Annotated in this window: 12 protein-coding genes; 7 read left to right on the plus strand and 5 right to left on the minus strand. The window is 44.8% G+C overall.

From position 1 onward, the window contains the following. Window positions 1–306: 306 nt before the first annotated feature. The 3 genes from OQY15_RS17100 to OQY15_RS17110 are packed head-to-tail and all read left to right on the plus strand — an operon-like array spanning window position 307 to window position 2,203. Window positions 307–762: a hypothetical protein gene (locus OQY15_RS17100; RefSeq protein WP_265793105.1), complete on the plus strand. Its 456-nt coding sequence runs from the start codon at window positions 307–309 to the stop codon at window positions 760–762. A 51-nt stretch (window positions 763–813) separates the two neighbouring features. Continuing rightward, window positions 814–1,299 (plus strand): hypothetical protein, encoded by a 486-nt coding sequence (locus OQY15_RS17105; protein ID WP_265793106.1) that lies wholly within the window; start codon window positions 814–816, stop codon window positions 1,297–1,299. Continuing rightward, on the plus strand, window positions 1,289–2,203 hold the full coding sequence (locus OQY15_RS17110; protein WP_265793107.1) for a hypothetical protein: 915 nt from the start codon (window positions 1,289–1,291) through the stop codon (window positions 2,201–2,203). Before OQY15_RS17105 ends, OQY15_RS17110 begins: the two co-directional genes overlap by 11 nt. 27 nt (window positions 2,204–2,230) lie before the next feature. On the opposite strand, the gene OQY15_RS17115 is transcribed toward OQY15_RS17110, so the two are convergent. From OQY15_RS17115 to OQY15_RS17135, 5 genes are all read right to left on the minus strand, one after another. Next, a complete protein-coding gene (locus OQY15_RS17115; protein ID WP_265793108.1) occupies window positions 2,231–3,970 on the minus strand; it encodes an arylsulfatase in 1,740 nt (579 codons plus the stop codon). A 7-nt stretch (window positions 3,971–3,977) separates the two neighbouring features. Continuing rightward, window positions 3,978–5,048, minus strand: coding sequence for a glycoside hydrolase family 2 TIM barrel-domain containing protein (locus OQY15_RS17120; RefSeq protein ID WP_265793109.1), 1,071 nt, complete (start codon window positions 5,046–5,048; stop codon window positions 3,978–3,980). Window positions 5,049–5,064: 16 nt separating this feature from the next. Further along, complete coding sequence (locus OQY15_RS17125; protein WP_265793110.1) at window positions 5,065–6,522, minus strand: RagB/SusD family nutrient uptake outer membrane protein; 1,458 nt, start codon at window positions 6,520–6,522, stop codon at window positions 5,065–5,067. 6 nt (window positions 6,523–6,528) lie between these two features. Further along, entirely contained in the window at window positions 6,529–9,663 is a 3,135-nt protein-coding gene (locus OQY15_RS17130; protein ID WP_265793111.1) for a TonB-dependent receptor, read from the minus strand. A gap of 314 nt (window positions 9,664–9,977) precedes the next feature. Next, the gene (locus OQY15_RS17135) at window positions 9,978–10,895 is read right to left on the minus strand and encodes a glycoside hydrolase family 43 protein (protein WP_265793112.1); all 918 of its coding nucleotides are present in this window, start codon (window positions 10,893–10,895) and stop codon (window positions 9,978–9,980) included. 191 nt (window positions 10,896–11,086) lie between these two features. On the opposite strand from OQY15_RS17135, the gene OQY15_RS17140 reads away from it, so the two are divergent. The 4 genes from OQY15_RS17140 to OQY15_RS17155 are packed head-to-tail and all read left to right on the plus strand — an operon-like array spanning window position 11,087 to window position 13,760. Beyond that, window positions 11,087–11,944 (plus strand): STAS domain-containing protein, encoded by an 858-nt coding sequence (locus OQY15_RS17140; RefSeq protein ID WP_265793113.1) that lies wholly within the window; start codon window positions 11,087–11,089, stop codon window positions 11,942–11,944. A gap of 8 nt (window positions 11,945–11,952) precedes the next feature. Further along, the gene (locus OQY15_RS17145; protein ID WP_265793114.1) at window positions 11,953–12,363 is read left to right on the plus strand and encodes an STAS domain-containing protein; all 411 of its coding nucleotides are present in this window, start codon (window positions 11,953–11,955) and stop codon (window positions 12,361–12,363) included. Continuing rightward, on the plus strand, window positions 12,335–12,760 hold the full coding sequence (locus OQY15_RS17150; RefSeq protein WP_265793115.1) for an anti-sigma regulatory factor: 426 nt from the start codon (window positions 12,335–12,337) through the stop codon (window positions 12,758–12,760). The genes OQY15_RS17145 and OQY15_RS17150 overlap by 29 nt, the downstream gene beginning before the upstream one ends. Then, window positions 12,753–13,760 carry a SpoIIE family protein phosphatase gene (locus OQY15_RS17155; protein ID WP_265793116.1) on the plus strand — a complete coding sequence of 336 codons (1,008 nt, stop codon included), beginning with the start codon at window positions 12,753–12,755 and terminating at the stop codon, window positions 13,758–13,760. Before OQY15_RS17150 ends, OQY15_RS17155 begins: the two co-directional genes overlap by 8 nt.

A 13,760-nucleotide genomic window follows, 5' to 3' on the forward strand; every position in this document is an offset into this window, starting at 1 on the left:
ATGATGTGTCCGTAATATCCCTGGTTTAACAAACAGGACAGGAGTATTCCAAATTGCTCTTTTCTGCCCAAAACTACTAAAGTTAGTCTTTATTCCCATTCCAAAAAATGACAATTTATAACCATTTTTCGGGAATACTATCTTGTTTAGTTTCGTTCTACGATGCCGCAAAAAACGACATCATACAAGACAGGAATACTCTCTGTGAGCCATGCAGAGAGCCCCTGTGAAATTTGTAAATGGACTGTTAAACGCGGGTGAAAGCCGAAAAACCCAAAAGAGTAGGCACCAAATAAAAATTTAACTATGAACACTCTAAAATCTACAATGCTGCTTTTAGGAGCCATGTTTTTCACTGTTACGGCTTTCGGACAGGTATCGCTGAACGTTTCCAAACCATTATCTGAAAGAGATAAAATGGAAGTAACAAATATCCTGAAGTCTTTTGATGCAAGCTCTTATAAAGTAGACATGAAAACTGAAAAAGGAACCTTAATGACTGGCCGCGCAACTGCAAAAGGTTTAGCAGCCGTTGGGCAAAAGAACACCACCCGTCCGGGTGCAGGTTCGGTAGCTGCAACCAACACCAATATCAACATCTTTAAAAACGCTGCTGCAGCAACAAACACTAACATCAACATCTTCAAAACAGGTGCGATGAGTAGCAACACCAACATCAACATTTTTGTACAGGGCAACTTCAACAAAGCCCAGCTTAGCCAAATGGATAAGTTATATAATGTGCTGAGCAAATATCAATAGATAACCCCATTATCTAAAATTAATCATTGTTTAACAGTCCATTTCAATCCATTGAATAAAACAGTACGCATACTATTTCTGATTCATTTTGCCTTCGTCATCATTACCGTATCGCATCTTTACGAACTCATTCACTTTCAGCCTGTAAACTCTCTGATCAACCTCTATTCATCATACACCTACACCAACAGGAACTTCGGCTTTTTTGCGCCTACCGTGAACGATGATTATGAGTTAAGCCTCCGTGCGTTTAAGGAGAAAGATACCGTAGGTCATGAAGTGCAGTTGCATGCTGCAGACAGAGAAAACCGGATCAGGTTCCTCACCATGTTATGGCATTTCAGTGAGGGAAACAGCACTTCGCAAATGGACCTGTTTGCCCGTTCCTGGGGTTTGTACTGTATGAATACCGACCGTACCGTCAGCCAGGTGCTGATATCCGTTTACAAACATGAAGTCCCTACAATGGAAAACTATAGGAGAGGAGAAAGAATTTCAAAAAAACTATATTATCAAACTACGATATATGCCAAATAATCCGGGCAGTCTTTATCAGCGGCTATTTAATTTTATTGAGGTAGAAAAACCTACCTATCCCTTATTGTTTTACCGTACAGGTCTGGCCCTGATTTGTATCGGCAAATTTGCAGTCCTGTATCATAATTTTCTGATCTTTTACGGACAGTACGGCCTCATCCAGTGGAGCATTTCTAAGGTCAATGCCTATCCCTATGCGCCACATATCGGCGATTACAGCATCTTTCTGGGCAGGTTCTTTAATATTTCCTTTGATGATGCTGCCATGCTGGTGATGAAAATATTTTTCTGTTCCAGCCTGTGTCTGTTTTTCGGTTTGTTTACCAGACTGAGCACATTCCTCTGTTTTATGCTCCATCTTGCCTTTATCAATACCGGCAGCGGGATTATTTATGGGGTGGAAGTATTTACGCAGCTCGCCTTGTTCTACGCTTTGTTTTTCCCCTTAAACACCACCTATTCTGCGGATATGGTGCTTGGCCTGAGCAAGTACAAAAAAGAATCTGTTGGCGCAGGAATCGCTATCCGGCTCGTACAATTCCAGATGTGTCTGGTTTATCTCTCTTCGGGAATTGAAAAATGTCTTGGTATACAATGGTTGAATGGCGAAGCGATCTGGCGCACCATGATGATGCCCATCTTTAAACACTATGACTTTTCATGGATGGCCGATTACCCCTATATTCCACTCATTATCGGCCTCTCCGTGCTGATTGTAGAGATCGGCTACGTCGTCTTCATGTGGATGAAAAATGTCAGGGTCTGGTGGCTCGGCATGATCATCGCCCTGCATTTAGGTATAGGAATATTTATGGGGATGTGGTTTTTCGCCCTGGTGATGGTCTTCCTTAGTGTTTTTGCCTTTGGCGACGATGTCATAAAGGATACAGGGCTAAACACTTAATGTATTCAGCCCTGTCTGCCTTACGACTTACTTTTTCTTTGGTTTTGGAAATACCTGATTGGTCTTAGCCCACTGTTGCCATAAACCTTTCAGTTCAGCAACTTTAGAAGGGTTTGAAGCAGCAAGGTCATTCACTTCAGTCTTATCTTTTGAAAGATCAAACAGATGCCATGTACTATCATTGCTCAATGATACCAGTTTCCAGTTTCCGGAGCGTGCATAACGGGCTCCAAAGTGTTCGTTAAACAGCGTATGATGACCCGTAACAGTCTTCCCTGCAAATGATGGCGCAAGACTGATACCTGTAGTAGGCAGGATATCTTTTCCTTTATATTGTTTAGGATACTTCGCACCCGCCAGTTCAGCAAACGTAGCCATGAAATCCATCACGTGTCCCACCTGGTTGCTGTATCCTCCTTTTGGAGCAGTAATACCTTTGGGCCAGTAGGCGATCATAGGCGTATGTATACCACCTTCAAAGGACTCTGCCTTGGCATATTCGTATGGAGTATTGGCCACATTTGCCCAGATTTTACCGATAGAACTGTAGGTAGTCTGCGGACCTGGCATCGCTTGTTTTTCTGTGGCATAGACGATTGGAGAACCCGTTCTCGTTTCGCTCGGGCGGTCGAATCCCGGTCCGTATGCGGCAGCATTTTCAGGACTCGCACCATTATCTGAAAGAAACACAATGATCGTATTATCCAGTTTTCCCGTTTTTTTAAGCGCATCGATGATTCTGCCGATTCCCTGATCCATACGGTCGATCATCGCCGCATGTACCGCCATTGCTTCGGCATCCCAGCCCTGGGTAGGATTATCTTTCCAGCTCGTACCACGTTCAGCTGCCGAAGAAAGTTTAGTCGTCAGCGTATCAATCAGACCCAGCTTAGCCATCCTCTTGTATCTGGCTTCCCTGATCGCATCCCAGCCCACTTTGTAAGTGTCTTTGTACTTCGCGATATCTTCTGGTTTAGCCTGCAGTGGCCAGTGCGGCGCATTTTGTGCTACGTACAGAAAAAACGGTTTGTCAGATTTGCTCCATCCGTTGATGTAAGCTACAGCGGTATCATTGATTGCATCTGTCTGGTAGTAATCTTTTGGTACTTCTTTGATAGGTTTGGTGCCACTAACCAGGCTAAAGGGATCAAAGAAATCCACTACGCCCCAGATCGTTCCGAAGAACTGGTCAAAACCGCGGCTTGTAGGGTACTGTGCGATCGGAGAGAAATCACCATAATCCTTGTGGTGGTTTAACCAGGCCAGTTGTTCTTTAGGATCCTTTTGAACAATCGTATTCGATACATGCCATTTTCCTGACATCGCCGTCTGGTATCCTGCGCCTTTCAGCAGCTCTGCGATAGTGATTGTGTTATCGGCCAGTCGGCCAAGGTAGCTTGGTAATTCCTCAGCTTCAGTCATCTTCCCGATTCCTGCCTGCTGGTTATAAAGACCCGTCAGCAAAGAGGCGCGGGTAGGGCAGCACCTCGAAGTATTGTAAAACTGTTTAAATCTCACGCCATTTTTGGCGAGGAAGTCGAGATTAGGCGTGTTGATCTCACCACCATAACAACCCGCATCAGAGAAGCCCATGTCATCGGCCATAATCAATACGATATTCGGGCGAGGCTTTGCTGCCGGCGGCTGCACAATAGTTTTACCCGTTTTAAATGCCGAGAAGGACAGCAACAAGATCGCGCCCGCTCCCGTGACAGAAAGAAAAATATTTCTGGTTTTGTTCATTTTGATTGTTCTTTTGTTCTTCATTCAATTCTTATTTTTTCTCGTTGAGTGATTTAATCACCCTGATTTCATCTTCGCTGAAAGGTATTTTGTCTGTTCTGTAAATATCATGGAACCACAATTCTGGTTCTTTACCACTGGCAACAGGCGTATCCCATGCAAAAATCGTGTTGGTCTTTCCGGCAACGAAACCCCAGTTGATAGCGCCAACATTTTCATTTTTCAGCATCGGCAGGATCGTCTGGAACAGACTGCCGTTGCGTCGCGCCATGTACTCTGTACAAACCAGCGGGCGTTTATACTGCTGCAATTCCTTAACGCGGTCCAGATGGCGGTCGACATACCCATATTGATGATAAGTGATGATATCAGAATTTTCCAGCTGAACCTTGTTCAGGTTCGCAAATTTATCTTCGAACCTCCATACGCCTGCCGTTAAGGGCTGACTGGGTCTGATGGCCTGAGCCCAGGTAAACACTTGCTTTAACAAACTCAGACTTTTATCTACATAACCCTTGTTTCCAGGCTCATTGTAGAGGTCCCACATCGCAATTCGCTGATCATCTTTAAAGGTCGTGATGATATCTTTTACGTAATGCTCCAGCATCTTCAGGCTGTCCGCGTTATTTCTGATATCCGTTCCCGGATCCTGAACCCATCCGCTGTTGTGGACTCCCGGTTTCGGCGCAGGCTGTTTTCCCGGGGCATACTGAGGATTCCAGCAATCGTCAAAGAACACCAGAATCGTCTTTATTTTATGCTTGTCGGATATCTTCAGATACTCGTTTATCCTTTTCTTGAATCCCTCTTTATCGGAAGTCCAGGCCACATGGTGCAGAAATACCCTCATCGTGTTAAAGCCCAGTTCTCCTGCCCATCCCAGTTCTTTATCAATCCCTGCGGGATCAAATGTATCCGCCTGAAACATTTCCAGCTGATTGATCGCAGTTGCGGGCTGGTAATTACATCCCGTCATCCAGGGTTGAGATTTGTACCACTGTACTGCCTTTTCTTCGGTCCATCGTTTCTGTGCTATGGCAGAAACAGAAAGAATCAGTCCTGCGAGAAGCAGTAAGGTTTTCTTGTGTTTTATGAAGCTCATGATCAAATATATCGATTTAGTATCCGGTATTTTGTGTACATAATTTATTCGCATCTATTTCCGATTGCGGGATAGGGAAGAGCACCCTGTAGTCTCTGGCATTGCTGATACCTCTGGCTGTGGCGTCAGAAATCAGTTTACCCTGACGGATCAGATCTTCGCGGCGTTTACCCTCTGAAATAAACTCCCATCCGCGTTCACGCAGGATCGCATCGCGGAAAGCATCCTTTCCGGAAAGATCTGCGAGCGAAAGCAAGGGGATGCCTGCGCGTTGGCGGATCTGATTGAGGAGCCCAAGACTCTCAGCGCTTGGCCCCGATAATTCATTCAAAGCCTCTGCACGCGTCAGGAGGATATCTGCATAACGCAATACAGGAACATCAGTACCGCTGTTGTTGCCCACTGTCGCATTGTCCCAATACTTGAAGCTGCGTGCATTATCACCTGTAGATAAGTCTACAGTCACATTACTCGTGTTTACATAGCTGGTCAGAATTAATGAACGTCTTTTGTCTGTTGCCGCAATCGTATTCGTGAAAGCCGTTCTGAGGCGGTACATCGTTGCGAAGTTTGACATCGAGGAGGTGTAGTTGTAGGCTGGAAATTGTGGGCTGCTTTTATACGCCGGAGGAAGAGCTCCCGCCTGGAACCAGTTACCGAAGGGATCTTCGGGTCTGCATTGCAGCGCCAGTATGATCTCCCTGTTACGCTCATTTTCTACCCGGAACAGCCCGTCGAAAGCAGCAAAGAGCTGATAGTAAGTGAGATCAATGATCATCTTTGATGCATCCGCAGCTTTCTGCCACTGCTTGGTATTCAGATAAAACTTGGCGAGAATCGCATAGGCGATACCCTTGTTATAGCGGCCGAAATTTGCCTCCGTTCCCGGGGCAGGCAAATCCGGAAGAGCGGCAGTGATTTCAGTTTCTATGAGGTCCAGCATCTGCTGATTGCTTGCCCTGGCCAGGTTTCCCGTTTGTGTTTCCGGTGTTCTGATCGGTACCGGGCCAAAGTTATTGTACAGGTTGGCATAAGCCTGCGCCCTGATCACACGTGCTTCCGCGAGGTATAACTTTTTCTTGGCATCGGTGGTATTTACGGCAGCAATGTTGCCGATTACACTGTTGGCATCACGGATGGCCCTGTAATTTGGAGCCCAGATATCATCAAAAAACGTTGCCGTTGAAGGGTCCCAGGTATAATTGATAATCGTGAGCAGTCCGCCATTTTCGGCTCCGCCAGTATCGAAAGCTACATCGGTACACATTTCGGAATCGTTGATTACCCAGCGGGAGTTCGTTTGCGTCTGGGATTGTGCGTATGCGCTGTAGAGCACAGATTTGATACCTGCATCGGTAGAGAGTACAGTCTCTGGGGAGAATTCTGAGTTTGGTGATACTTCAAGCGTTTTTTCGCATGAGCTGAAGCTGAGTGCTGCTGCGGAAAGTACCGTTGCTATATATAATTTTTTCATGTCGGATTAGAATTGAAGGTTAACGCCTAAGCTATACGTTCTTGAGAGCGGGTAGGAGTTATAGTCTACTTTCAGAATATTGTCGCCCACTGCATTTGCTGCGGGATCAGATCCTGTATATTTCGTCCAGGTGTGGAGGTTCTGTCCATTGGCGAAGACATTGAGACTGTTGATGAACTTGTTTTTTGGGATCGGGACCCTCACCGAAAGCTGGATCGACTGCAGTCTCAGATAAGACGCATCTTCTACCGTTTTCGTATTTACTTGTCGCGCACCCTGTACATCACCGGTCACAAAAGAAGGGAATTCATTTGTAGGGTTTTCTGGCGTCCATCTGTTCAGATAGGGTTCTGCGAGTTTATTTCTTCTTAAATCCACCGGGTAAAAAGCATCAACAAGACTGCTGTTGAGTAAATTAGCGCCATGTGATCCTTCGAGAAGAACGTTTAGCGATACCGCTTTGTAAGTCAGACCCGTATTGAAACCATAATAGAAATCCGGCATTGATTTGCCGATGATGCTCCTGTCCCGGGCATCAATAATCTTGTTGCCATCAAGGTCGCGGTATTTGATATCTCCAGGTCGTACTCCCGCCTGTGCCTGTGAGAAATCGTCTCCGGTTTGCCAAACGCCATCGACAGTATATCCATAATAGGAACCAATAGACTCACCAACTTTAAGGATACCTATAGAAGTGATGTTACCCGCACTGCCGTAGATCACCTGACTAAGATCACCCAGTTTCAGCACTTTGTTTTTAATCGTTGTCAGGTTAAATCCTGCATCCAGTTTAAAGTCGCCTTCATTGATAACCGCAGCTTTCAGCGATACCTCAAATCCAGTGTTGCGCATGCTGCCTACGTTTTGTGTTTGTGTAGGAAAACCAGTACTGGCAGCCTGAGGAATATCATAGATCAGGTCTGAGGTCTTTCTGTTGTAGTATTCCAGACCCCCGCTCAGTCTGTTGCTGAACAAGCTGAAATCCAAACCTACATCCAGTTGGTTGGCAGATTCCCATTGCAGATCTGCATTCGCGCTTCGCGAGGGGTTCAGACTGCTGTATCTTGTACCATCGAAAACTGCATTTCTGCCGGCAGAGTAGGTGCTGTAATAGATATAGTTGGCATTTGGCTGGTTCCCGGTAAGTCCGTAACCCACCCTAAGTTTTAAATCACTCAGCACCTTGCTGTCTTTCAGGAAATCTTCCTCATGAATTTTCCAGGCCAGTGCCGCAGAAGGGAAGTAGCCAAACCTTTTGTTGGGCCCGAACCTCGCTGAACCATCCGCACGGAATGAACCTGTAAGCAGGTATTTTCCTTTGTAAGTGTAATTCACGCGACTCAGAAATGACACCAGGATATTCTCCTGCCTGTTGTTGCTCACCCCGTTTAGCGTATTGTCGCCCGTTCCCAGACCATCATACGCCAAGTCTGGCAGTGCGAATGAACGCGAATTTGCTGTTAGTGAACTGGAAGTATAACGCTCATATGTAGAACCCGCAACCGCATTCAAGCTATGGTCGCCAAATACCTTGTTATAATTAATTGTGGCCTCACCCAGATAGTATCCAAGTTTTCCATTTCTCTGCTCTGCAAACCCATTATAAGATGCGCCAGTCAGGGTAGATGGATCGATCCAGAAGTAACGCTGACTATCATTCAAATCCACACCTGCCCGCACTTTTGCCGAGAGGGAGGGAACAAAAAAGTACTCCGCATAAATATTTCCTATGGTTCTGTAGGTATCTCCGTTTCCGTACTGACCATTGATTACCGCCAGGGGATTGTCCATAGGGTTCATCAGTGCTGAACGGTTGTATCCTCCGTCAGCAGTATAAGGTGCAGCCGTAGGATCATAGTTTTGCGCCATATAAAGCGCACTCGCATTGTCGTTTAATCCTACACCCGTCGCATTGTATTGGTCGCGGCTGTAAGAAGTTTCCAGACTGATGCCGACCGCGTATTTTGAAGCTACGGAATTTTCAACGTTTACCCTTCCGTTGTAGCGCTTGTTACCGGAGTTGAGCATTACACCTTCCTGGTTATAGTAACCTGCAGAAATGTAAAACTTCGTATTGCCGCCACCACCGGAGAAGGAAAGGTCGTGACTCTGTTGTGTCGCATTCCGCAGGAGGAGCGACTGCCAGTCGGTATTTGCATTGGGACCCGTTACGCGCTGATTGGAGAGTCCTCCAAGATCGATGATACCATTGATGGCGCTGGTGTATTCATCGCCAGTCATGTAATCCAGCACGCGGGTGGCCTTTTGCGTACCAAACTGGGCGTTGTAGCTCACTTTAAGTTTGCCTTCCGTTCCCTTTTTTGTGGTGATGATCACTACACCGTTTGCACCCCTTGAGCCATATATCGCTGTTGCGGATGCATCTTTGAGGATTTCAATAGAGGCAATATCTGCGGGATTAAGCGTATTCATCCCGGAACGCAGATTGGGATTGGAGGTGGTACCACTGGGTGCAGAAGCGCCTACAGCAACCCCGTCATTTACGGGAAGTCCGTCGATAACGTATAAAGGATTGTTGTTTCCGCTGATGGAAGTGATACCTCTGACCTGTACGCTCAGTGCAGCTCCAGGTTCTCCGCTTTTCTGATAGATCTGGACACCAGCAGCTCTACCGATCAGCGCCTGCTGAACGTTTGTTTTTTGTCCCTGGTTGAGATCGCTGCTTTTCAGAGAAGTTACCGATCCGGTGAGGTCGCTTTTTCTGACGCTTCCATATCCAACTACCACCACCTCATTGAGGTCAGAGGTTTCGGAAGTCAGGCTCACATTAATGGTAGTTCTGTTGTTGACAGGAACCTCAAGCGCTTTAGATCCCACATAGCTGATCTGTAATACCGCATTTGCGGGAGCGTCGATACTGAAATTTCCATTGGCATCAGTAATGGTTGCGGTAGTCTGATTTTTAACTTTCACAGAAGCACCGATGATGGTGATGCCCTTTTCGTCTGCTACAGTACCTTTGATTTTGATGTTTTGCGCGAAAGCGGAATGAGTGACTAGCAGACCAGAAAGTATCATTATGGTCTGTAAAAACAGCTTGGTGAGGACTTTGTTTATGCCCCCGCGATAACGTGCAGCCCTGTAAAAGCTTTGCTTTAAGGCTTTGAGTGGTTGTTTCATTTTTTAATGGTGGTTGAAGCTTGGTTATATCCTGCCCCTGCCAATCTGTATCGTGCAGATTGGTGTGGTTAGAGCAGTTTGATTTAAGGGTTTTGCTTATTTCTCTACAGCTGTTATGGTATAAATCAACAACATCTGGCTTTTGGGTTGCCTGAGAAAGTTTCTGTGGAGGAAAGTGGGGTTTCTTTGTAAAATCTTTTCATATTCGAATGTATTAGAGCCAAATATATAAAAAGAATGGTATCTCTACGGTATTAGTAGTCTAAATAATTGTAACAGCGATGCAAAAATCTTTAAACTATAGCGGGACAGTTTTACCGGTTAATGTAGTGGGAGAGAAATCTGAAACTCGAAATGTTTGTCATGATAACCGCAGTTCCATCATCCTGAGGCTTTATTTGCAGATCAATTAGTCCGGTTCTTCTTTTCTCCACTTTGGTGTCAGAATAATGCGTGTGCATCACATAATGATACTTGCCCTCGTTGTCCTGGAATAAGTCGCCATGCCCGGTTCCATTATGGCCTACATTGTTTCTGCTGATGATTGGGTTGCCCTGATACTTTGTCCATGGACCTCTAGGAGACAGCGAAGTGGCGTAACCTACTGCATAATCTTTACTTCTGAAATCGTTGGCAGAATAGATCATGTAATAGTATTTTCCACGTTTAAATACTGTGGGACCCTCAGTTACCAGCCATTTCGTGTTTTCTGTGTTTTCCCATTGCGCAGAGGCTGATATACAGAGTTTCGCAGTTCCCGGTATGACATCATTTAAATAGGAATCCATTTCAGATACGAATATTTTGTTGCCCTCCTGCAATTTTACATGGTACAGGAATGGTTTGCCTTTGTCATCAAAAAACACAAAAGGATCGATCTGTTTTCCTGTTCCCGAGATTGCCTTTGGCGTATCCTGAGTGAAGGGACCGAGCGGACTGTCGCTCTCGGCAATCGCAATCTGCTCATTGGCAGTGTAAGCCATGTAGAATTTTGCGCGGTATTTAAAGACTTGTGGTGCCCAAAACCCTTTGTCGCCAAAAGCATCTCCCTTTGCCAGTGCAAAACCATCTTTTTTACCCACAGGGCCAGTCCAGGATGTCAAGTCTTTGGACTGATAAACAAGGAAACCTTTGTCGCTGCTGGTACCATAGAGGTAATAAGTTCCTTTATCATAAAATATAGTAGGATCTGCCAGATTTAAGGATGATGGGGTATTTCTATTCTGCTTCAAATAGCCGTAAACAGACAGCACAGTCAAGGTCAGCGATATCAATAAAAGTATAGACAGTTGATTTGATCTCTTTTTCCTGGTCATTTTAAAATTTCCCGCCTTTCTGCATCCTTACGGATATTCTGCATTGATCTAAATTATATAAATTCGAATAAAAATCGTAGCATTACACTTTATTTTATTAAACATCTATGGCCACAGATATTACAAAAGTCTTCAAAAAAAAACAGTCAGCTATTTTAGAGCGCTGGATTAAAAATCAATTAGCCAATGAAGGTTTGCGGGATGACCTGATGAGCAATGAAGATTTGCGTGCTGATTCAGAGGAATTGGTTGCTGCCCTGGTAAGCAGCCTGAATGAAAAAACATTACTTGACTATGAATCTTCGGAATTTGATCATGTCATTGAAATCCTGAGTGGAATTTCTATTTCACGTGCAAGACAAGGCTTTTCTCCGCGTGAAACAGGAGCATTTATTCTGAGTCTGAGAGAAGCATTGATTGAAGTCTTACAGGAAGAGATCAAAGATACAAAGGAACTTATGGATACCAGTTTAAAACTGTATCGTTTACTGGATCACCTGTCAGTTATAACTTTCGAAACCTTTATCAAAGGCCGCGAAGAAGTTATCCTCCGTCAAACGGATGAGATTACCGAAATTTCTACACCTGTGATTAGGGTGTGGGATGGAATTTTAGCCTTACCAATTATTGGAACACTTGACAGCGCGCGTACCCAGGTAGTTATGGAAAGCCTGCTAACAGAGATTGTTGAGTCGGGCAGCAGTGTTGCGATCCTGGATATTTCAGGCGTTCCAACCGTAGATTCCCTGGTTGCACAACACTTACTGAAAACAGTTAGTGCTACCCGCCTGATGGGTGCAGAGTGTATCATCAGCGGTATCCGTCCGGAAATAGCTCAGACCATCGTGCATTTGGGAATAGACCTGTCATCGATAGTGACCAAAGCATCAATGGCAAGTGCATTACAATATGCATTCAGGACACTGAAATTGGAAGTGAGGAAAACTGTAGTTAAATCGATCTAGTAAATTCTATGGAGAGAATACCTATTTTGAGGATGGGTCAATTTTTACTTGTAACCATACAAGTGGATTTATATGACCGGCTAGCCCTTGATCTTGAAGCTGACCTTGTGAAGATGGTGAGCAAAACCGGAGCCCAGGGCATTTTGATTGATATATCTGCAGTTAGCATTGTAGATTCCTTTATGGGACGCATTATTGGCAATATCGGTGTGATGTCGAAGTTGCTAGATGCTGAAACAGTTGTTGTAGGCATGCAACCAGCAGTAGCCATCACGTTAGTGGAGCTGGGCTTGCCCTTGAAAGGTGTGTTCACCGCTTTAAATGTCGAGAGAGGCATGGATCTGTTAAAGTCAAAGATTCAAATAATTGAAGAAGATATAATAGATCCCGATGATGATTACAGCACTGATCTCTCTTAATAAAGACAACATGTCGGTGATCCGGGAGCAGGATGTTGTTCCTTTCCGTAATCGCGTTAAAGAACATGCAGTGAAGATAAAGATGGGGCTTGTTAACCAGACCAAACTCATTACTGCAGCGAGCGAACTGGTTCGTAACATGTTGCGATATGGTGGTGGCGGTGAGGTACTTATTGAAGTAGTTTCGCGTGGCCGTGACAATGGGATAAGGTTAACATTCAATGACAAAGGTCCTGGTATTGCGGATATTTCATTGGCAATGAAGGATGGTTTCACAACCGGAAAGAGTTTGGGTTTAGGTTTGCCGGGTACCAAAAGATTAGTTAACGAGTTCGATATCAAGAGCGAATTAGGTAAAGGTACCAAGGTGACCATAGTAAAATGGGTTAATGGTTGACGCTACACATAAAAGCTTCAGTGCTTCAGATCGCAGTTATTTCGCTATCATTAAGAAAGAAATTCATAACCTGGCATCCTCGCTTAATTTTGACCTGCACCGTATTGCAGAACTGGATATCATCGTTGCAGAGATTACATCAAACCTGCATAAATATGCTAACGGTGGTGAGTTACTAGTGGGCGGTTTTGAAGTTGATCAAAATTGTTATATCGAGCTTATATGCATCGATAACGGGCCTGGAATGACAGATTTAACTCGAATGATGAGTGATGGGTATTCCAGTTCCAGTACAATGGGACATGGGTTTGGCAGCATAAAACGCTTGTCAGATGAATTTGATATTTTCTCTTCAAAAGGCTGGGGTACCATCTTAGTTAGCCGCGTATTCAAAACGCCGATCGCTAAAAAAGTTAAAAAAGGATTTGAGATCCGGCCGCTGGTTGTTGCAAAACCGGGAGAAAGCACCAGTGGTGACGGATTCTATGTGAAAACAACGGCAGATTATATAAAGATATTAGTTGGAGATGGTTTAGGTCATGGTCCGGAGGCGAATCACGCGGTTAATGAAGCTGTAAAAGCTTTCAAGCAATGTCCGGAACACTCTCCTGTAGAGATATTGAGGTTTCTGCATACTTCGGTCCGGAAGACAAGGGGACTGGTAGCCACCGTTGCTGTGATCGATACTAAAACAAAACAAATGCGCATCGCCGGTGTGGGCAATATTTCAACCAAGCTTTCAGGCTTCCTGGCCAGCAAATCGCATTTATCCTATAATGGCATTGTAGGCCACAATATACCCAATACAATGAATGATCAGATACTTGATCTTAAAGAATATAATTTGTTAACCATGTGCTCTGACGGCATGAAATCAAGGTGGGACATTAATAGATTTCCGAGCTTAATTCGGGCTGATTTAAGTATCCAGGCGGCGGCAATTTATAAAGATTTCGCCCGTCTGACTGATGATATGTCTGTAATAACCGCTAAATTTTAG

This window comes from Pedobacter sp. MC2016-15 (assembly GCF_026239695.1).
GTDB lineage: Bacteria > Bacteroidota > Bacteroidia > Sphingobacteriales > Sphingobacteriaceae > Pedobacter.